Below are 20,480 nucleotides of genomic sequence, written 5' to 3'. Positions count from 1 at the left end.
ATGGTCGGAAACCGACCACTCGTCTGGAATGCCCGGCTCGGCTCCCGTACTGAGGCGTCGCGGAGCGGCTAGGAAGCTCCCTCACGGTGTTGAGCAAGACATATATATACCGCACTCATGCGACGCCCCCTGTCGCATCGGGCGTCGGTTGAGCTGGTTTGGGGCGGCGCGGCCGCCTTGCGACAAAGACAGTCGCAAGGTGCGGCTAGACTAGAGCTGAGTCGCCGGCACCGTCGGTGGGAATACAGAGGGCATTTGAGGTCAGCATCATGAATCGACGTCAATGGCTGCAAGCGCTCGGGGCTGGCATGCTCTGGCCGCTGGGTGGCGTTGCCGCAAGGGCCTCAGCCAACCTGTTTCCAACCCTGCCGCACCTGGTGGAGTCGCGCCCGGCGAGCGCTTGTGAAACCGGGGGTGCCATGGATTTGACTGCGCTGTTCGAGCCCCCGCGATCCTGCTGTATCGGCTTGGGCACGGGTGCCGAAGCCTTCATTCGTACCCTGAAGACCCGCACGGACATTGAGCAAGTCGAGCTGATGACGGAGCAGGCGCGGGAGCCTCAGGCCGTTACGGATTGGCTGCACTCTCAGGCGGCACCGGGCGACTACGTCGTGGTGGTCATCGACGCCAGCGACCCGCAGGCGCTCACCGACCTGGCCCGGCATGTCCCGCAGTCCATGCCGGGAAGGGGCTCGGGATCGTGGAATTCGCCGATCTGATGCATGAGCTGCGGATGCGCTTGCCATTGCACGACGAGGCCCGGCTGGTGGAGACGGGTTTCCTGCATGAGGACTGGCCGCGCGACCGGCGGGTTCTTGGTGTCACTTGCTGATGGTGTTGCAAAAAACCACCGCGCGCTTGATCGCCTCGCCGGACATCTGGATCGAAGGCGAGGCGTTGCGCCAATTGGAGCAAACCGCCGCGCTGCCCGGCATGCGCGCCGCCGTCGGTCTGCCTGACCTGCATCCTGGCAAGGGCTATCCGATCGGCGCGGCCTTCCTGTCTGAGCGAATCTATCCTGCCCTGGTCGGCAACGACATCGGCTGCGGCATGGGGCTGTGGCAGACAGACCTTGCGATCCGCAAGTTCAAGCCCGAGCGGGCCGCCGAGCGCCTGACCGGACTGGAAGGCCCCTGGGACGGCGACCTCGCGCACTGGCGCGTCGATCACGGCCTCACGCCCACTGCCTTCGACCAGGCGCTCGGCACCATCGGCGGCGGCAATCATTTCGCTGAATGGCAGACCTTGGCTGAGGTGTTGGACCCAAGCGCCCTCGCCGAACTGGATCTTGACCCCGAGCGGCTATTGCTTCTGGTCCACAGCGGCTCACGCGGCCTCGGCGAGTCCGTCCTGCGCGCGGTCATCGACAGGCACGGTCACCTGGGGCTGGAACCGGAATCCACCGCTGCCCGAGACTACCTCAAGGCCCACGACCAGGCTATCCACTGGGCCGAGGCCAATCGCCGACTGATCGCCCGGCGCCTGCTTAACGCTCTGGGCACCGAGGCCGAGCGCCGGCTTGATGTTTGGCACAACCTGGTGCAACCCATCGACTGGGCGGGCGAGACACTGTGGCTGCATCGCAAGGGCGCGGCTCCCGCTGATCGCGGACCGGTAGTCATCCCAGGTTCGCGAGGCACTCTGTCCTACCTGGTCAAGCCCCTGATCCAACCGCGATTGAAATCAGCCCCTGAGACCGACGCCAGTCTGCGTTCGCTCGCCCATGGCGCGGGGCGTAAATGGAAGCGCGGCGAGGCGCGGGGTCGGTTGAGTGCCAGACAGCGACCAGACGATTTGCAGAAGACTGCCCTCGGCGGCCATGTCATCTGCGAAGACAAGGAGCTGCTCTATGACGAAGCCCCGGAAGCTTACAAAGCGGTCGACCGCGTCGTGGCCGATCTGGTCGACGCCGGCTTGTGCCGCGTCATCGCCACCCTGCGCCCGGTGCTGACCTACAAGGTCCGTCATCCGGCGCACAAGCAGCCTGGCGCCAGAAAAACAAAAAGAGGCCGCCGATGAGTCAGCCCACCCTGTGGTTGCAAATTTCCGCCGGCCGCTGCCCAGCCGAATGCGAATGGGTGGTCGGCCAACTCGCCCCGCGCCTGAGCGCGGATCTGCAAGCGCGCGGCCTCGCGGTGGATGAGATTGATCGCACGCCGGGCAGCCATGCCGGCGATGCTCGCTCGGTGCTGCTGCGAGTCAGCGGACTGGATGTTCTGGCGCGCGCTGCCGATTGGCTCGGCACCATCCAATGGATCGGCACCAACCCCTATCGACCGCACCACAAGCGCAAGAACTGGTTCGTCAGCGTCGCAGCATTCACGGAACCGGTGGTCTATACTTGGAACGAGCACGAGTTGCGCATCGAAACGCAGCGCGCCCCCGGGCCCGGCGGACAGCACGTCAACCGCACCGAAAGTGCGGTGCGTATCACTCATCTGCCGACGTAAGTCGGGCCAAAACTCAGTGCCCAGGTCGGCAATTCCATACCAAAGCATTTATGATACAATAACTTAACCAGCCCCTACACCGCGCGGCGGCCCTAGGTGGCCCGACTTATGACCAAGGCCGGCTGTTCTTCTCCAACCCATCCGGCACCGGCAAGACCGCATTTGGCGCTCCATCTGTTGCAAAAGTATGGCGCGCTTTCCCGGCATCTTTATCGAAGCAACTCATCTGCGGCGGCCAATTTGATTCGGCATTTGTTAAATAAATGAAAGCTTATTGTCACTCACGGCGGTTAAAGCTATTTTTTTGGAGGAGAAAGAAAATATGACAAACCAGAATCCGTGCGAAGCGAAAGCTGACTTCGAAAAATGGGCGAAAGGGTTTTCTGGCTGCAGCGGAGGTAACATTAAAGGAGACTATTGGATCTGCGGAATCGAGTGGGCCGGTAGTCTTAATGAAAGCGATCTGAAATTCAATGACGTGACGAGCCCCAGTGCGTGGAAGGATGATCAAAAATACCGAAAGTGGCAGTTAAAATCTCGATATAATCAAAACGCTCTTAAGCTCTATGCAGCGATGCTGGATAAAACTGTAACTGATTATCGCCAAATTGGCTTGGCGTCGAACGGACCTTTCACGCGGAAATCGAACACATTTAAGATGAACTTGTATCCGATCAGCTTTCGTAAGGATCTGAAGAAATTGTGGACAACATGGCTTCCAAATAAAACAGGGCTACCCACCAAAGCGTGCTATCAGAAATGGTGCAGGGATAACCGTTTTCCAGTAATTCGAGGATGGGTGGAAGAACACTCTCCCAAGGTAATTATTGGCACTAGTCGTGATTATATGGATGATTTTGTCTTAGCTTTCGGCGGCAAGAACGCGTTTCAGGAGAATATTAGAAAGATCAAAGAACAAGGTGAAGATATCGGTGCAGGACGCAAGCTGAATTGGCTGGAACTAGATGGCAAAAGCAAGGGTAATAGAACGTTGCTCGTGGTCACACCATTTCTTGGTGCACAACAAGGTTTGAACAGCAACCAACTGCTGCAGGCGACTGGGGCAAAGATTGCCCAGCGGCAAAAAACCTTGATGATCTAATTACAAATAAAAGGCGCCGTGGTCGAATTAATTTTCGAGCCCGCCGGGCAAGGACGCCCAGCCCCGTAACCCATTCCACCTGATCTCAGGTTTCACCTTCCAGCCCCCGGGGTTCGCCCTCGGGGGCTTTTTTGTGTCGGCCTCGGCGCCAGGAGCGGCGTTGCATTGCCGCACCCTTCGCGCCGCGACAAGTCCCAACTGCCGGCGGTGGTGGACGACTGGTTGGTATCGGTTGCGACTGGCAAGCGCCTGCTGCGGCAGAGCGATCTCGTCGCCGACGGCCTGCGCTACTAGGTTCCCCGAGACTTGTCCCCAGCCAAGTCATGCGTGCATACTCCGGCGCATTGCCTGTCCAATGCTGACGGTGCGAGCCCGATCTGCCCAGTCTGGTCCGGCCAGCAAGGAGTCCGATCCCATGCCATCCGTCCCATCTACCCCATCTGCCCCAAGCGCCCGCCGTCCCCTCAAGACCCGCGATGCCAAATGGGCGCGCGCCCTGGCCCGGTTGCTCGCGCGGCAGCAAGTGTCACCAAATGGCATCTCGCTGCTCAGTCTCCTGTTCGCCGGACTCGGGGCGATCGCAATGCTCGCGGTGCCTGCGGTCGAGCCGGCAACTCAGATTCTGCTGTTGCTGCTTGCAGCCGGCTGCATCCAGCTTCGCCTGCTGTGCAACCTGCTCGACGGCATGGTGGCAGTCGAGGGCGGACTCGGCTCGCGTGCTGGCGAGGTCTATAACGATTTGCCGGATCGGCTCGCCGATCCGCTACTGATCGTCCCGGCGGGCTATGCATGCGGGCTCCCCTGGGGACCGGAGCTGGCCTGGACGGCTGGGTGTCTGGCTTTGCTCACCGCCTATCTGCGCATGCTTGGTGGCGCCTGCGGATTGGCGCAGGACTTTCGCGGCCCCATGGCCAAGCCCCATCGCATGGCCAGCATGGCTGTCGGATTGCTGGTCGCGGCAATCATGGTGCCGCTTGATCTTTACGGACCAGCGTTGATGGTCACCCTCGCGCTGGTGGCGCTGGGTGCTGCCTGGACCGCGCTGCGGCGCACCCGGGCCATTGTCGCTGCCCTGGAGTCCCGATGAGCGCTGCGACCTCCCTCGCCGCCGGGCTGCTGGCGGGACTCACCCGCCTGATCACTGGCGTGCGCGCACGCTGGGTCTGCACGGCTCCCAGCACCGCCGCGAGAGTCTATTTTGCCAATCACGCGAGTCACTTGGACACGCTGGTAATCTGGGCCTCGCTGCCAAAGGCGTTGCGCACCCGCGTCCGACCCGTGGCTGCCGCAGACTATTGGGGCAAGTCCAGGCTGCGCCGCTGGCTGGCGACTGAGGTGCTCAACGCCCTGCTGGTGGAGCGCTCCGGCGGCAGCGGCAGCCGCGAGGCCCTGCACAGCCTGGTGACGACATTGAAAGCCGGCGACTCCCTGATCTTGTTTCCAGAAGGCACCCGCGGGGACGGATCGGCCGTCGGCGCGCTGCGCCCAGGGCTCTACTTTGTGGCCGAGCAATGTCCCGATGTCGAGCTAATCCCGGTCCACCTGCATAATCTCAGCCGCATTCTGCCCAAGGGCGAGTTACTTCCCGTGCCAATCATGGGCAGCGCCACCTTTGGTGCGCCAATGCACCTGCGACCAGGCGAGCACCGAGACTCCTTTCTGAATCGGGCGCGGGCCGCCATTCTAGACTTGGGGGAAGGCCAATGAATCTGGTTTGGGACCAACAACTCTTGATCTTGCTCGGCGGCATCGCGGGATTACTCATTCTGAGCAGCCTGATCGGCCTGCTGCTCGATCGGCGGGTGCGGACCGAGTCGGCGCGCGCGGTGGTGGACAATCTCAACGCTCGCATCCGTTCCTGGTGGGTCATGACCGCCGTCTTCGTGGTGGCACTCGCCACCGGCGGGGTCGGCTCGGTCATCCTGTTCGGGCTGGTCTCCTTCGTCGCCCTGCGCGAATTCATCACCCTCACCCCCACCCGACGGGCGGACCACCGCACACTGTTTTGGGCCTTCTTCGTCTTCGCGCCCGTTCAATACGTCTTGGTCGGCATCCAGTGGTACGGACTGTTCGTGATCTTCATCCCCGTCTACGCTTTCCTCTTCGTGCCAGTGCGCAGCGTGCTGGCCGGAGATACCGAGGACTTCCTGGCCCGCACCGCCAAGATCCAGTGGGGTCTGATGATTGCGGTTTATTGCGTCAGTCACGCGCCGGCGCTGCTGATGCTCCAGATCCCCGGGTACGAGGGTCAGCAGGCCAAGCTCCTGCTCTTTCTCATCGTCGTGGTGCAGTTGAGCGACGTGCTTCAGTACGTCTTCGGCAAGACGCTCGGCAAGCACCGCATCCTGCCGCGAATCAGCCCCAACAAGACCTGGGAGGGCACCCTGGGCGGCATTGCCGGGGCCAGTCTGGTGGGGGCGCTCCTGTGGTGGACAACGCCCTTCACACCCTGGACTAGCGGCGCCATCGCGTTGCTCGTCTGCACCCTGGGTTTCACCGGCGGGCTGGTGATGTCGGCAATCAAGCGCGACCGTGGGATCAAAGACTTCGGCAGCCTGATCGAAGGTCACGGCGGAATGATGGACCGCATCGACTCACTCTGCTTTGCCGCCCCGGTTTTCTTTCATGTGGTGCGCTATTTCTATGGTTAGAGGCTGTCGCCATGATGGCCCAGATGGCGTAATTTTTCGAAAATTCTCGCGCTTCTCCACTGTCTCTCCATAGTCTCCATCCTTTCTCCCGGATGGGAGCCTAAGCTCAAACTCGAGTCGGATAGACATCGAGCAACCTTGAGGAGGAGCGACCATGGAAACCATCGACACCATTCTCGATTTTTTGCGCCGGGAGGGACGGCTGACAGAGCTGGCGGTGAGTCCGTCGGGTTTCGTTTTCGACCCACGCAGCGGACAAAGCTATACCCTCAATCCAACCGGAGTCTTCTTTCTGACCCAGCTGCGTGACGGCGGTGACGCTGCCACTGCGGCCAGCGCCGCTGCGGAGCAGTTCGGCGTGTCCTGCGCCCTGACCCGAGGAGCGGTGGAGGGTTTTGTCCGCCAGCTAAAGCGGGTGCTGGCGTGAGCGCCCTGCGACGCAACAGCGACTGGCGCCGCTGGACAGTCGCGGTCACCGGCATGAATGCCATCCCCGACAACCCAGGCCCCGGCCTGGCGGTGGCTCGCTGTCTGAGTGCCTCCAATGCCTTTCGGGGGCGCATTGTCGGCCTCGGCTATGACGCGCTGGATCCCGGTCTTTACCACGACGGCATCTGCTGTGCCGCGCACCTGCTGCCCTACCCTTCAGCCGGCGCCGAGGCGCTCGCCGAGCGATTGAGCCAGATTGCGGAGATGGAGAAGATCGACGCAATCATTCCCTGCCTCGATGCTGAGTTGACTAACTTCGACGCCGTCGCTGTCGCTCTGACGCGCGCGGGCTTGCGCACCTTCCTGCCTGCAGGCGCTGCACTCGCGGCGCGCGCCAAGGATCGTCTGACGGACCTGTGCCAACGGCTCGGCATTGCCTGTCCCGAGACGCGCTTGGTCGCCGATCCGGCCTTCTTCGACCGCCCCGACGACTGGGGCTGGGATTATCCGCTGGTGGTCAAGGGCCTCTACTACGATGCCCGGGTGGCCTACGACCGCGACATGGCGCGGGCCGCTCTGCGCGCAATCGCGGCTCAGTGGGGTTACCCGGTACTGGTGCAGCGCTTTGTGCGTGGACACGAAGTCAATCTCGCTGGGCTCGGCGATGGGCAGGGAGGATTGATGGGACCGGTGATGATGCGCAAACAAGCACTTACCGACAAAGGGAAGGCGTGGGCCGGCATCGCCATTGCGGACCGCAAACTGGAGCGGTTGGCAGAACGGCTGGTGCGTGCCCTGCGCTGGCGCGGCCCGCTCGAAGTGGAGGCACTGGTGGGAGATGACGGCGAGCTGAGGCTGCTTGAGATCAACCCGCGCTTTCCCGCATGGATTTATCTGAGCCACGGGGTCGGCCGCAACCTACCGGAACTGCAACTGCGACTCATGGCCAAGGAGGCGCTACCCGCGCTACCACCGCCGCGCCCCGGCACGCTGTTCATCCGCCAGGCGGAAGAACGCATCGTCGCGCTCGAAGATTATGCCTCCCTGACCACCACTGGCAGTCTCACTCGTGGAGCCGCCACCGCCACCCAACGCGCTGCGGCCTGAGCCGGCAGGAGAAAGCAGATGCACAATGTCACCCCAATCCAAGGCCACAGCCAACGCATGTGGGAGCCACCCGTCATCCAGCCTCACCACCCGGGCGGGCTCAATAAATTCGGCCACCGCACCGGCAGCAGCAACCTGATGGAGAGAATCGACGGTGTGTCTATTGATAACCTGATGGACCGCTACGGCTCGCCCCTGTTCATTACCTCAGAACGGCGCTTGCGACAGAACGTGCAGCGCATCCGCGCGGCGCTGGAAGGGGTTTATCCGACTGTCGTCCATGGCTGGTCCTACAAAACCAATTACACCAGCGCAGTCTGCCGCATCCTGCATCAGGAGGGATCATGGGCGGAGGTGGTCTCGCGGTTCGAGTACGAGAAAGCGCGCCTCCTCGGAGTGCCTGGCGAGCGCATCCTGTTCAACGGCCCCAACAAATCGCGTGCGATTCTGGAGCGGGCGGTGGCGGAGGGAGCGCACCTCCACGTCGACCACCTCGACGAGCTAGCGCTGATCGAGGCCATTGCCGGACAGCGTGGCCAGGCGGCGCCGGTGACTTTGCGCTTGAACATGAACACTGGCTACACAGAAGCGTGGAGCCGCTTCGGCTTCAACCTGGAAAACGGCCAGGCCGACGAGGCCGCAGCCCGGGTGGCGGCCAGCCCGCACCTGCGTCTCACCGGGCTGCATAGTCACCTGGGGACTTTCATTCTTGACCCCCGCGCCTACGGCGAGCAGACCCGCCGCATGTGCGCCTTCATGCAACAACTGGAGGCAGATGGCCTTACCCGCATCGAGTGGCTGGACATCGGTGGCGGACTGCCATCGCGCAATGCCCTGCAAGGCATCTATGCACCACCGGAGCAGGCGGTGCCGCCGCTGGAGGACTATGCCGATGCCATCGGTCAGGCGCTCGCGGACGGGCTGGCGGGCCGCCCGGGCCCACCGCCCACGCTCGTGTTCGAGAGCGGCCGGGCAGTCGTGGACGATGCCCAAGTGCTGGCCGCCAGCGTAGTAGGCACCAAGCGGCTGCCCGACGGCCGCCGCGCAGCGGTGCTGGATGCGGGGATCAACCTCATGCTCACGGCCCTTTGGTACAACCACCCCGTCAGACTGGTGACCCCCAAGCCGGGATTGCCCGAGGAAACGGCACTGTTCGGACCAATGTGCATGAATATCGACGTGATGCGCAGCACTGTCTCGCTGCCGCCGCTAGCGCCGGGGGATCGGCTGGTTTTCGCCCCGGTTGGGGCTTACAACAATACCCAATGGCTACAGTTTATTGAATATCGCCCGCCGGTGGTCCTAGTTCATGCCGACGGCAATCACTCAGTGATCCGCGAGGGGGAAGATCTGGACAGCATGTGCCAACATGACCGCATGCCCGCCCATCTGGAACGTCCCGCCAACACCCCGCAACTCGCCGTGGTTGGCTAGGAGAGCTTCATGGTCCGATTCGCCAACGCCCTCCTCTCCTCCTACGGGTCCTTTCTGTTCTTCCGTCATCCCTGGGCCAACCTGCTGCTGGTTGGAGCCACGCTGCAAGCACCCTGGACCGGGCTGTGCGGACTGATCGCGGCTGCCGCCGCGCTGGCGTCGCGGCGAGCACTGGACATGACCGACGACGCCGTCGATGGCAACGGTGGCATGGGCGGCATGGACAGGGTCAACGGTATGCTGGCAGGGCTTTTCGTAGGAGCCACCTTCGCTCCCGGTCCGCAGCTGTTGGCGCTGGCGCTGTTCGCCGGAGCCCTGGCGCCACCGCTCACCCGCGTGCTCCATGATCGGCTAACCCTGGGCGCGGGCCTGCCGGTGCTGTCGGCCCCAATGGTGGTGCTGGCATTCGTCATGCTGGGTGTGGGGCGCGCACTGGCACTGCCCTTCGCCTCCGCGCATCTCTCCGGGTCGGTGGAGACCTGGCTGGCAACGGCGCTGCCCGGCGGCGCGCAGGCTTATCTGGTGTCTATGGGGGCTATCTACTTCACCCCCACGCTGGTGGGTGGCCTCCTGGTGCTAGCGGCGGTGCTGGTCGCCTCCCGGGCACTCGCACTGCTGTCGCTACTAGCCTGGGCACTTGCCGTCGGCGTGCTGGCTGCCTTCGGCCTGTCCTGGCAGCTGCCGGCGGTCAGCGCCTCCGCGACTGCTGCGATGGTGGCTGCGCTGATGGCAGGCGGAGTTTTCGCCCGCCCCGGCAGGCGCGCCCTGGCGGTGGGAATGGCCGTAGCGGTAGTCGCCGCGCTGTTCTCGCTGGCCCTGACCAATGCCCTGTGGTACCTCGCGCTGCCACCCCTCTCATTGCCCTATCTGGCGACGCTGTGGCTGGCGATGGCCGCCTGCGGTCGCCATCGGGGGCAGCCCTGGTCCAGCTACTGGCTGGACTTTCCTCAGGTGCCCGAGCGTTCTCTGGAGGGGACCCGGCTGGCTGAGACGCGCGGCGTCGGGATCGGAAGTCTCCCCGTGCGTGCCCCCTTTAGCGGCACCTGGGATGTCTACCAGGGGTTCGACGGCCCCCATACCCATCGCGGTATCTGGCGCCACGCCCTCGATTTCCACCGGCTGGTGGGTGGCAGCGCCCATCGCGGTGATGGCAGATTACTGACCGATTACTATTGTTTTGGGGCGGTGGTGAAAGCCCCGGTCCATGGCGTCGTAGTCGCCTGCCGCGACGACCTCGCGGACAACCCGCCAGGAGAGGTCGACGCTTTCCACCCATGGGGCAACCATGTGTTGATTCAAGTCGATATCGGGGTTTTTGCCTTGCTGGCCCATCTCCAGCAGGAAAGTCTGACGGTCGCCACGGGAACCCTGGTTGCTCCCGGCCAGCCGGTGGCCCGCTGCGGCAACTCCGGCCGCTCCCCGCAACCCCACCTCCATCTCCATGTGCAACGGCTCCCAATGCTGGGAGCACCGACCATTCCCTTCCATCTCGCCTTCGTCATGCTGGAGCGGGAGTCTGCCCCGGCACCGGATGCGTTGGCTTTCAATGCCGTGCCAAGGGCGCGTGAACGCGTAACCGCAGCAGTGGTCGATCCTGCTCTGGCCGGGGCAATGCATCACCCGGTCAGGCGCCGATACGCCTATGCCGGCGAAGGGCAGTGGCAGGCCGCCCGCAGTTGGGAGGCAGCCGTGGAGCTGGACATGGCTGGGCGCGCCTGGCTGGTCAGTTCCAACGGCGCAAGGATCGGGATTGCAGAGGGAGCCTGCGCGGCAGCCCTGTACGACCGCCATGGACCCGCCGACTCCCTGCTCGACGCCCTGGCACTAGCCGCCGGCCTGACGCCCCTGATCGGCGGCAAGACCGAGTGGCGAGATGCCCCGCCGCTCTCGCTGCTGGCACTGCCGCAAATTCTCAACTTGGTCTGCTGGTTGCTGCCGGGCCTTTTAAGAGTGGAGAGCCACTACCGGCGAAAACCGGCCGCGACCGGCGGCTGGCACCAGGAAGGGCATCACCAAGTGCTGTTGGGCAAGCGCATGCTTTGGTCCTGCAAGAGCATGGCGCGCATCGTCGAGGGCGAGGGAGTGAGTGCCTTTCATGTGATTGGAGCGGACGGACAGCGCATTGGTGCGCGACTGGTCAGCCACGGCGTCAAGCCGGACATCGGCATCGCCGGCTGGAGTCTTCCCGCGCGCATGGTAGCTTGACATGAAGCGCTCTCTGATAAAGACACTCGCGTTCAAAATCTTTCTGGTTGTCCTGGCCGGGATGGTTGCCCTGGTGGCCGGAATGTTGGCTCTCACCTATACCAGTGTCGGCCGCGGCTTTCTTGATTACATCCACGCGATAGAGCTGGAGCGGACCACGGAAATCGTCCAAGTCTTGCAGGATATCCGCGCCCGCGATGGCGACTGGCGGGCGGTACCGACGGATTCCGAATCCTTCCGCCGCTGGCTGTTACCGCGACTCTCCGCCCCTGGCGGATTCGTTGGTTTAGACAGTTTGGGTCCATTGCCAGCAACAGCGCCCGGAGAAGCTTGGGCAAGCTTTCCGCCGCCGCCAGGAGCGCCACCCAGAAACAGAGGATTCCCACCGCCTCCGCTTGCCCAAGGCAACTTCTCGCCCCCCATCGGCGGTCCGCCACCCCTTCCTGAAGGCCAAAGAGGTGGGCCGCGACCACCCGACCGCTTAGGTTTGCTCGGCCGAATCGCTCTGCTCAACGCCGACGGTGAACTGATCGCCGGTCCCGCCGAGGCGACGCTCAAAGATGCTCGCCGACCAATCACAGTCGACACCACAGTGGTGGGCTGGTTGGCGGTGACCCGCAGCAACGCAGGAGAAGATGATCTCGCCCGGCGTTTCCTGCACGGGCAACGCAACAACATGCTGCTCATCAGCGCTTTGAGTGTCGTACTGAGCGTACTCTTGGCGTGGCGATTGGCAGCAAATGTACGGCGGCCTGTCGGAGCACTGGTCGCGGCCATGGGGCGACTCGCCGATGGCAACTATGGAACCCGCATCCCAGAGGCACGGGGCGACGAGCTGGGCGACCTAGCACGCACGCTCAATCACCTCGGCGGTGCGCTGGAGCGCTACGAGGGCATGCGCCGCCAGTGGGTCGCGGATACCTCCCATGAACTCCGCACGCCCATTACCATTCTGCGCGCCCGAATCGAGGCCATGCAGGATGGCATCCATGCCGTGGAGCCGCACCGCCTGGGCGAGCTGCACCGACAAGTGATGAACCTCTCCGCCCTGGTGGACGACCTCTATACCCTGGCCCGCGCCGACCTGGGACGCCTTGAGGTCGCGCGGCTGCCGGTAGAACCCCTATCGGTGCTGGATGACGTTCTGGAGGCATTCCAGCCCCGCTTGTCGGCGGCAAATCTCGCCCTAGAGATTAAGCATGGAGAGAGTGAGCCCGCGTCCTCCCCCGCATCCTTGACCGCACCCTCGGCCACGTCCAACTGGATCACCCTGGGCGACGAGCGGCGGCTGAGCCAGCTGTTTAGCAACCTGATTGAAAACAGCCTGCGCTATACCGACGCCGGCGGGCGCATCCGGGTGGTCTGCACCATCGAGCGCAGCGCCCTGCGGCTGGCTTTCCACGACACACTGCCCGGAGTTCCAGACACAGATCTGGCGCACCTGTTCGACCGCTTCTACCGCGTGGAAGGCTCGCGCAACCGAGCCTTGGGCGGGTCCGGTCTCGGACTGGCGCTATGCCGGACCATCGTTCAGGCCCACGATGGGACCATTATCGCCCGCCCATCCGAGTTGGGCGGGCTATGCGTCGAAGTACGCCTTCCCCTACGACAGCCAGGAGCAGAGACTCGATGAGCGCGCAATACCGGATTCTGGTGGTGGAGGACGAGCCCGACATCGCCGATGTGCTGGTGGACTACCTGGAAAGCGCCGGTTTTGTCGCCGAGCACCTGGCCGACGGCCTATCCGCAGTGGCGCGAGCCAGCGCCGGGGAATTCGACCTCATGCTACTCGACCTGATGCTGCCCGGCATGGACGGACTAGAGGTCTGTCGCGAGGTACGCAAGGTGTCGCAGATACCCATCGTCATGGTCACCGCCCGGGTCGAGGAGCTAGACCGGCTGCTGGGTTTGGAGCTTGGCGCAGACGACTATGTCTGCAAGCCCTTCAGCCCGCGAGAGGTGGTCGCTCGGGTGAAAGCAGTGCTGCGCCGCACGCAGACAAGCGATGCCGAAACAGAAAAGCCGGGGACGGCCCTGGTCATCGATGAGGACGCAAAGCGAGTCTGCGTCGCTGGCAAGCCGGTCGAGCTGACCCGCACCGAGTATCGGGTCCTGTGCCTGCTCTCGAGCCGTCCGGGGCGGGTTTACTCTCGCGCGCAGATCCTGGAGTTGGCGTACGACGACGAGCAGGAGGTCTCCGACCGGGCGGTCGACAGCCACGTTAAGAATATCCGCCGCAAGATCGCTGCGGCTGGCGGTGGTGAGCCAATCCAGTCGGTGTATGGCATCGGCTATCGCTTTGAAACTTAAGCGGCGCGGACATTCGCCCTGCTATGCACATAGGAGTTAGAGATCATGTCGATGCGCTATTTCGCGCCCGCGCTGGCGCTCGTATTCACCACCGCCGCCGCTGCCCAGGTCGATACGGGACAGGTCCGCTGCTATGACCAGAGCCACCCAATTGCCTGCCCGGCGCCGGGTGAGCCCTTCTATGGGCAGGACGCCCAGTACCATTCGCAAGAGATGAAATACCGCGACAACGGCGACGGAACAGTGACTGATCTCACGACAGGCCTGATGTGGTCCAAGGGGCTAGACCCACACAAGCTAAGCCTGGAGGAAGCAAAACGGGTCGCCGCTGAGATGACTCTTGGCGGGCACCACGACTGGCGCGTTCCCAACATCAAAAAGCTCTATTCGTTGATCGACTTCCGTGGCTACACCGGTTTCTTGCCTCCCCCCCGGCCAACAGGGCCTCGCCAGCAGGACGCCCGAAGCCGCCCCATGCAAAGGGTGCCCGGAAACGCGGTGCCCTTTATCGATACCGACATGTTTGAGTTCGCCTACGGCAATGTCGCCGCCGGCGAGCGCTACATCGACGCCCAGTGGCTGAGCAGCACCGAATACGTCAGCACCACCATGGGCGGCGCCCGGACCCTTTTCGGGGTGAACTTCGCCGATGGGCGAATCAAGGGCTACGGCTACCGTCACCCCAACCGGCGCGACGGGTTCGAGAAGCGCTTCTATGCCCGTTATGTGCGAGGCGCACCCTACGGGGAAAACAAACTCAAGGCTAATGGCGACGGCACAGTCACCGACCAAAGCACCGGCCTGACCTGGATGCTGGCCGACAGCGGGCGCGGCATGACCTGGCAAGAAGCGCTCGCCTACGCCGAGAATATGGAATTTGCCGGCCACGACGACTGGAGACTGCCCAACGCCAAAGAGCTACAGTATCTGGTGGACTACAGCCGCTCGCCGGACACGACCAACAGCCCCGCAATCGCCCCGGTGTTTCAGAGTACCGCTATCACCAACGAGGCAGGCCAGCGCGATTACCCCTTCTACTGGACGTCCACCACCCATCTCGATGGCCCCATGCCCGGCTCCAGCGCTGCCTATGTCTCCTTCGGGCGAGCCATCGGCAGCATGAGAGGTCGCGTAATGGACGTGCACGGCGCCGGAGCGCAGCGCAGCGACCCCAAGGTGGGCAGCGCACGCCTCGGACACGGCCCACAAGGTGACGCACAGCGGGTGCACAACTACGTCCGCTTGGTACGCGGTGGGAATGTCAGGCACTCGGTGTCGCCTTCGTCTCTGTGACGCCCCCTTTCCTCTCCAATCTTGCGGTTGATATCGAGCAGGTATTCATTCCATTTGCGAAAGGCGTCTCTGTCATCGTCATCCGACTCAGAGAGTGGATAGTACAATGCCTCACGGGAATCCAGGCGTGCACCAGGTGGGCACCAGCGCTTTGAGAACGTCTGAAGACCCCGGCAAGGCACTCGAGGGAAATACCAACGCCAGCCACTAGCACATCAGGTGCCAGTTTATTTTGTATCTAAAACCGAAACTTACAAAAAGTATTGACTGGCGGCGGCGAGCGCTTATAATGCTCCGCTTTATCGCTAGGCGCGTAGCTCAGCTGGTTAGAGCACCACCTTGACATGGTGGGGGTCGGTGGTTCGAGTCCACTCGTGCCTACCAATTCCTTATCAGAACGCCGTCGGGCTATCTGCTTGAGACGCCGTCAGTCCATCTGATTCCGCACCGCCGAGCGCCCCGTCAGCCGCATGGCTGTCGTCGCCGGTCAGTTTGCGGATTGAGAGGCTGGCGGTTTTTTCATTTTGGCTTTCGCCGTTCAGTTTCGTCAAGCCCGCTCTGTTCAGCTAAACCCCTTCTGTTTCTTTCAAGTGGCCCCGCGTATCGGCCACCACTGTTACCCCAAGGATTTTTCCATGCCCCTGATCAGGCTCCCCGATGGCTCCGAGCGCCGCTTTGACGCGCCGCTCAGCATCCAGGCCATTGCTGAAGACATCGGCCCGGGTCTCGCCAAGGCCGCGCTCGCCGGGCGCGTCAATGGCCGCGAGGTTGATCTTGGCTTTGTGGTCAGCGACGATGCCGCAATCGCCATCATCACTCGCCGTGACGAGGACGCCCTCGAACTGCTGCGCCACGATGCCGCCCATGTGATGGCCCAAGCGGTGCAAGAGCTGTATCCCGGCACCCAGGTCACCATCGGCCCAGCTATCGAAAACGGCTTCTATTACGACTTTGCGCGCGAGCAGCCTTTCACACCCGAAGATCTGACCGCCATTGAGGCGCGCATGAAGGAGATCGTCAAGCGCGATCTGCCCATCGAGCGCGAAGTCCTTGATCGCGAGGAAGCCAAGCGCGTCTTCGGTGAACTGGGCGAGACCTACAAGGTCGAGATCATCAACGACATCATCCCTGAAGGCGAGGAAGTTTCCATCTATCGCCAGGGCGACTGGTTCGATGTCTGTCGCGGGCCGCATCTGCCGAGCACCGGCAAGCTCGGCGATGGCTTCAAGCTGACCAAGGTGGCCGGGGCCTATTGGCGCGGCGACTCGCGCAACCCCATGCTGCAGCGCATCTATGGCACCGCCTGGCGCGATAAGAAGGAGCTGAAGGGCTATCTGCACCGCCTGGAGGAAGCCGAGAAGCGCGATCATCGCAAGCTCGGGCGCCAGCTTGATCTGTTCCACTTTCAGGACGAAGCTCCGGGCATGGCTTTCTGGCACCACAAGGGCCGGACGGTCTATCGGCTGGTCGAGCAGTACATGCGCGAGAAGCTCGACGAATACGGCTACGAAGAAGTCGAAACACCTCAGGTGCTGGATCGATCTCTATGGGAGCGCTCCGGACACTGGGAGAAGTTTGCCGACGACATGTTCACCACCCAGCTTGATGAGCGCGACTATGCCATCAAGCCGATGAACTGCCCCGGCCATATTCAGCTCTATAATCAAGGCCTGCGCAGCTATCGTGACCTGCCGCTGAAACTGGCCGAGTTCGGCGTGGTGCATCGCAGCGAGCCCTCGGGCACCCTGCACGGGCTGATGCGCGCGCGCCGCTTTACGCAAGACGACGCCCATGTCTTTTGCACCGAGGACCAGCTCCAGGCCGAGGTCGCGACCCTGATCGACATGGTGTTCGAGACCTATCGGGACTTCGGCTTCGAGCAGATTGATCTGGCGCTCTCACTGCGCCCTGAAAAGCGCGTGGGCTCCGATGAGTTATGGGACAAGGGCGAGGCGGCGCTGGATCAGTCTCTGCGCGACAAGGGGCTTGAGTTCCGCGTACAGCCTGGCGAAGGCGCCTTTTATGGACCCAAGATTGAGTTCACCCTGCGCGACAGCATCGGGCGCACTTGGCAGTGCGGCACCATTCAGGTGGATTTCTCCATGCCTGGGCGGCTCGACGCCCATTACATCGCCGAGGACAACAGCAAGCAGACCCCGGTGATGATCCATCGTGCCATCTTAGGCTCCATGGAGCGCTTCATCGGCATTCTGATCGAACATTACGCTGGCGCCCTGCCCGTCTGGCTCGCGCCCGTGCAGGCGGTGATCATGAATATTACCGATCGCCAGGCCGAAACCGTCACCCAGACCACGAAAGTCTTGCATGACAAGGGATTCCGCGTCATCTCGGACTTGAGAAACGAGAAGATCGGCTTTAAAATCCGCGAGCACACGCTCCAGAAGATACCCTACCTGCTGGTCGTCGGTGATCGCGAGGTGGAAAATGCCAGCTTCGCCGTGCGGGATCGTAACGGCCAAGATCTCGGCAGCCTGTCGGTTGAGTCTTTTGCCGAACAGCTCGTTGGCGATGTTCGCGAACGGCGCTGACGTCGTCCGGTTAGCTGCGGACAGAGCAGTCACGCCTGGCTTTACACCCGCATCCGCCATCGACAGCTGCATCCGAAGGGTCAGGTAATTTTCTGCGAACGACTAACACCTAACAATTGCTGGGCCGATTTGCGAGCCAGTTTGCGAGCCAATTTCTGAGCCAATTTCTGAGCCAATTTCTGAGCCAATTTCTGAGCCAATTTCTGAGCCAATTTCTGAGCCAATTTCTGAGGAGGAGTTCCACTATCGCTGCGCCAAAACGTAACCGCGTTAACGAAGAAATCACAGTCCCGGAAGTCCGACTGATCGGCGCGGATGGAGACCAGATCGGTGTCGTCGACCTGCAGACGGCCATGACCCGAGCGACCGAAGAAACCCTTGACTTGGTCGAAATCGATCCAAATGCCGAACCGCCGGTTTGTCGGCTGATGGATTTTGGCCGCTTCCTGTTCGACCAGAAAAAGAAAAAATCCGAAGCCAAGAAAAAGCAAAAGCAAGTTCAGGTCAAGGAGATGAAATTTCGCCCTGGTACGGACGAGGGCGACTACAAAGTCAAGATCAGAAACCTGATCCGCTTTCTGCAAGAAGGCGATAAAGCCAAGGTCACGATGCGATTTCGCGGACGCGAGCATGCCCACCGTGAACTCGGCCTTGAATTACTGCAACGGGTCGAAAAGGATCTTGCTGACCTCAGCGTGGTCGAGCAGCAGCCGCAGATGGAAGGGCGGCAGATGGTGATGGTTCTGGGGCCTAAGAAAAAGTAGCACCATGATGCCAATCGCCATCAGCTATTACCTTATCAGTAATAGCAGGCAGAGGGCCGGCACGGGGGATGGGTTCCCCAAACCGGACAACACCCCTCAGAGCATTCTCCGCAAAGACAATGCTGCCGGAGACTAACCTCCAGCGACCGACGGATACCCACTAACAGCGGCCCGCGGGAACGGGCTTCCGCGCGTTTTGCCGCCAATAAACCACCCATGCAAATGTCTTGATTGGGAGCGAACTCCCAAACAAACTCACCGCATGGATTAAGACTAAGGAGATAAAAATGCCCAAAATCAAAACCAATCGCGGTGCGGCCAAACGCTTTGCCCGCACCGCTGGCGGCGGATTTAAACGCAACGCTTCCCATCGGCGCCACATTCTGACCAAGAAGGCCACCAAGAGAAAGCGTCAGCTCCGCGGGTCACATCGTCTGCACAAGGCCGATCAGCGCGCCGCGCGACGGATGATGCCTTACTGCTAAGACGGGTCGATTTGAAGACAACCCCTGTGGCACGTCTTCAGGCCAGCCAGCCATCGCATCCCGCAACCACTGACGTTATTTCCGGAGAGAGGCCATGCCTAGAGTCAAACGCGGCGTTACCGCACACGCCAAACACAAGAAAATCTTAGACGAAGCCAAGGGTTATTACGGTGCCCGACGCAAGGTCTTTCGGGTCGCCAAACAGGCAGTCATCAAGGCGGGCCAGTACGCCTATCGCGACCGCCGACAGAAGAAGCGCCAATTCCGCACGCTTTGGATTGCCCGTATCAATGCCGCCGCGCGCATGAACGGCCTGTCCTACAGCCGCATGATGGATGGCCTGAACAAGGCCGGCGTTGAGATCGACCGCAAGGTGCTAGCCGACATCGCCTATCATGACGAGATCGCCTTCGCCGCACTGGCCGAACAGGCCAAGGGTGCGCTCGTCGCCTGAGGCGTCAAGCGCCCCTGCAACAAGAAACCCAGTCACAAGGGTTGCAACCACAAGGGTCAGGGAAAGGTCTCGAATCCTTTCCCTGACTCGGTTGAGCACCCCCTATCCGCTCCATCTTCCGCACTAGCCTTCCAACACAGGGGACGGGTTTGAACGCGATCAGCGATGCCACTGAGCTCGGCCAGCAACTTGCCGATCTTGGCGAGCGCCTGCGCACTGAAGCCACCACAGCCGACAGCCTCGCCGCACTTGATGAGGTGCGGGTGCGCTATCTCGGCAAGAACGGCCATCTCACCGCGCTGCTTAAACAGCTTGGCCGCCTGCCGGCGGAGTCCCGTCCCAGTGCCGGGCAGGCGATCAACCAGGCCAAAAGCGCCGCCCAGCAGCAGCTCGACCAAGAGCGCGCGCGACTCGAAACCAAGGCGCTCGAAGCGCGACTGGCCGGCGAGCGCATTGATGTCACCCTGCCCGGCCGCGGCCAGCATCCCGGTGGTCTGCATCCGGTCACCCGCACCATGAATCGCATTGAGCGCTTGTTCGCCAGCGCTGGGTTCGAGGTGGCAGAGGGGCCGGAAGTCGAGGATGACTACCATAACTTCGAGGCGCTCAACATTCCGCCCGAGCATCCGGCCCGGGCCATGCACGATACTTTTTACTTTCCTGATGGGCGCCTGCTCCGCACCCATACCTCGCCGGTGCAGATTCGCGTGATGGAGAGCTGTGAGCCGCCGCTGCGTATCATCGCGCCTGGGCGGGTGTACCGCTGCGACAGCGATTTAACCCACACGCCCATGTTCCATCAGGTCGAGGGCTTTCTGGTCGATGATCGAGCCACTTTCGCTGATCTCAAAGGCCTGCTCTATGACTTTTTGCGCCAGTTTTTCGAGCAGGATGACCTCTCCCTGCGCTTTCGCCCGTCCTATTTCCCCTTCACCGAGCCCTCGGCTGAAGTGGACGTCCAGTGCGTCAAGTGTGGCGGCAGTGGTTGTCGTATCTGCAAGCAGAGCGGCTGGCTTGAAGTCTTGGGCTGCGGCATGATCCACCCGGAGGTGTTCCGCCATGTTGGCATCGATACCGAGCGCTTCCAGGGCTATGCCTTTGGCATGGGGGTAGAGCGCCTAGCCATGCTGCGTTATGGCGTAGACGATTTGCGGCTGTTCTTCGAGAACGATCTGCGCTTTCTGGCGCAGTTTCGTTGAGCGACCCCAATGATTCAGCTCCCACCAGCCACCCACTCAATTCTTAAC

At 62.2% G+C, this 20,480-nt stretch carries 21 protein-coding genes, 1 tRNA gene and 1 pseudogene; 22 read left to right on the top strand and 1 reads right to left on the bottom strand.

Annotated elements, in window-relative coordinates:
* Nucleotides 1–269: 269 nt before the first annotated feature.
* The 17 genes and pseudogenes from Thiofri_RS10585 (at nt 270) to Thiofri_RS10505 (ending at nt 15,365) form a co-directional block, all read left to right on the top strand.
* The gene (locus Thiofri_RS10585; protein WP_009151366.1) at nt 270–719 is read left to right on the top strand and encodes a hypothetical protein; all 450 of its coding nucleotides are present in this window, start codon (nt 270–272) and stop codon (nt 717–719) included.
* Nucleotides 701–832 carry a hypothetical protein gene (locus tag Thiofri_RS10580; RefSeq protein WP_323706124.1) on the top strand — a complete coding sequence of 44 codons (132 nt, stop codon included), beginning with the start codon at nt 701–703 and terminating at the stop codon, nt 830–832. Before Thiofri_RS10585 ends, Thiofri_RS10580 begins: the two co-directional genes overlap by 19 nt.
* The gene (locus Thiofri_RS10575; RefSeq protein WP_009151364.1) at nt 832–2,019 is read left to right on the top strand and encodes an RNA ligase RtcB family protein; all 1,188 of its coding nucleotides are present in this window, start codon (nt 832–834) and stop codon (nt 2,017–2,019) included. The genes Thiofri_RS10580 and Thiofri_RS10575 overlap by 1 nt, the downstream gene beginning before the upstream one ends.
* 329 nt (nt 2,020–2,348) lie before the next feature.
* A pseudogene (locus Thiofri_RS24755) lies at nt 2,349–2,447 on the top strand (peptide chain release factor-like protein); the annotation flags it as partial.
* Between the two features lie 325 nt (nt 2,448–2,772).
* Complete coding sequence (locus Thiofri_RS10565; RefSeq protein ID WP_009151362.1) at nt 2,773–3,552, top strand: hypothetical protein; 780 nt, start codon at nt 2,773–2,775, stop codon at nt 3,550–3,552.
* 165 nt (nt 3,553–3,717) lie between these two features.
* A complete protein-coding gene (locus Thiofri_RS10560; RefSeq protein WP_255324735.1) occupies nt 3,718–3,846 on the top strand; it encodes a hypothetical protein in 129 nt (42 codons plus the stop codon).
* Nucleotides 3,847–3,967: 121 nt separating this feature from the next.
* A complete protein-coding gene (locus tag Thiofri_RS10555; protein ID WP_009151361.1) occupies nt 3,968–4,639 on the top strand; it encodes a CDP-alcohol phosphatidyltransferase family protein in 672 nt (223 codons plus the stop codon).
* A complete protein-coding gene (locus Thiofri_RS10550) occupies nt 4,636–5,259 on the top strand; it encodes a lysophospholipid acyltransferase family protein (RefSeq protein ID WP_009151360.1) in 624 nt (207 codons plus the stop codon). The genes Thiofri_RS10555 and Thiofri_RS10550 overlap by 4 nt, the downstream gene beginning before the upstream one ends.
* On the top strand, nt 5,256–6,203 hold the full coding sequence (locus tag Thiofri_RS10545; RefSeq protein ID WP_009151359.1) for a phosphatidate cytidylyltransferase: 948 nt from the start codon (nt 5,256–5,258) through the stop codon (nt 6,201–6,203). The genes Thiofri_RS10550 and Thiofri_RS10545 overlap by 4 nt, the downstream gene beginning before the upstream one ends.
* 154 nt (nt 6,204–6,357) lie before the next feature.
* Nucleotides 6,358–6,630, top strand: coding sequence for a PqqD family peptide modification chaperone (locus Thiofri_RS10540; RefSeq protein ID WP_009151358.1), 273 nt, complete (start codon nt 6,358–6,360; stop codon nt 6,628–6,630).
* Nucleotides 6,627–7,739: an ATP-grasp domain-containing protein gene (locus tag Thiofri_RS10535; protein WP_009151357.1), complete on the top strand. Its 1,113-nt coding sequence runs from the start codon at nt 6,627–6,629 to the stop codon at nt 7,737–7,739. The genes Thiofri_RS10540 and Thiofri_RS10535 overlap by 4 nt, the downstream gene beginning before the upstream one ends.
* Nucleotides 7,740–7,757: 18 nt before the next feature.
* Nucleotides 7,758–9,173: an alanine racemase gene (locus Thiofri_RS10530; RefSeq protein WP_009151356.1), complete on the top strand. Its 1,416-nt coding sequence runs from the start codon at nt 7,758–7,760 to the stop codon at nt 9,171–9,173.
* 9 nt (nt 9,174–9,182) lie between these two features.
* Nucleotides 9,183–11,378 (top strand): urea transporter, encoded by a 2,196-nt coding sequence (locus tag Thiofri_RS10525; RefSeq protein ID WP_009151355.1) that lies wholly within the window; start codon nt 9,183–9,185, stop codon nt 11,376–11,378.
* Nucleotide 11,379: 1 nt separating this feature from the next.
* The gene (locus Thiofri_RS10520) at nt 11,380–13,011 is read left to right on the top strand and encodes an ATP-binding protein (RefSeq protein ID WP_009151354.1); all 1,632 of its coding nucleotides are present in this window, start codon (nt 11,380–11,382) and stop codon (nt 13,009–13,011) included.
* Nucleotides 13,008–13,688: a response regulator gene (locus Thiofri_RS10515; protein ID WP_009151353.1), complete on the top strand. Its 681-nt coding sequence runs from the start codon at nt 13,008–13,010 to the stop codon at nt 13,686–13,688. Before Thiofri_RS10520 ends, Thiofri_RS10515 begins: the two co-directional genes overlap by 4 nt.
* 45 nt (nt 13,689–13,733) lie before the next feature.
* A complete protein-coding gene (locus Thiofri_RS10510; protein WP_009151352.1) occupies nt 13,734–14,981 on the top strand; it encodes an Lcl C-terminal domain-containing protein in 1,248 nt (415 codons plus the stop codon).
* A 307-nt stretch (nt 14,982–15,288) separates the two neighbouring features.
* A tRNA-Val gene (locus Thiofri_RS10505) sits at nt 15,289–15,365 on the top strand.
* A gap of 8 nt (nt 15,366–15,373) precedes the next feature.
* On the opposite strand, the gene Thiofri_RS10500 is transcribed toward Thiofri_RS10505, so the two are convergent.
* Nucleotides 15,374–15,532, bottom strand: coding sequence for a hypothetical protein (locus Thiofri_RS10500; RefSeq protein ID WP_190275876.1), 159 nt, complete (start codon nt 15,530–15,532; stop codon nt 15,374–15,376).
* 84 nt (nt 15,533–15,616) lie between these two features.
* Between Thiofri_RS10500 and thrS the strand changes: the two genes are divergently transcribed.
* From thrS to pheS, 5 genes are all read left to right on the top strand, one after another.
* The gene (gene thrS, locus Thiofri_RS10495) at nt 15,617–17,530 is read left to right on the top strand and encodes a threonine--tRNA ligase (protein WP_009151351.1); all 1,914 of its coding nucleotides are present in this window, start codon (nt 15,617–15,619) and stop codon (nt 17,528–17,530) included.
* 245 nt (nt 17,531–17,775) lie between these two features.
* Nucleotides 17,776–18,294, top strand: a complete 519-nt coding sequence (gene infC / locus Thiofri_RS10490; RefSeq protein ID WP_040858453.1) for a translation initiation factor IF-3 — start codon at nt 17,776–17,778, stop codon at nt 18,292–18,294.
* Nucleotides 18,295–18,581: 287 nt separating this feature from the next.
* On the top strand, nt 18,582–18,779 hold the full coding sequence (gene rpmI / locus Thiofri_RS10485; RefSeq protein WP_009151349.1) for a 50S ribosomal protein L35: 198 nt from the start codon (nt 18,582–18,584) through the stop codon (nt 18,777–18,779).
* A 94-nt stretch (nt 18,780–18,873) separates the two neighbouring features.
* Entirely contained in the window at nt 18,874–19,233 is a 360-nt protein-coding gene (gene rplT, locus Thiofri_RS10480; RefSeq protein WP_009151348.1) for a 50S ribosomal protein L20, read from the top strand.
* Nucleotides 19,234–19,442: 209 nt separating this feature from the next.
* Entirely contained in the window at nt 19,443–20,432 is a 990-nt protein-coding gene (pheS, locus tag Thiofri_RS10475) for a phenylalanine--tRNA ligase subunit alpha (protein ID WP_040858451.1), read from the top strand.
* The last annotated feature ends 48 nt before the right edge of the window (nt 20,433–20,480 follow it).

Source organism: Thiorhodovibrio frisius, assembly GCF_033954835.1.
GTDB classification, from domain to species: Bacteria; Pseudomonadota; Gammaproteobacteria; order Chromatiales; family Chromatiaceae; genus Thiorhodovibrio; species Thiorhodovibrio frisius.
Note: the sequence above shows the minus strand (reverse complement) of the source record. Positions and strands in the feature narration are given on the sequence as shown.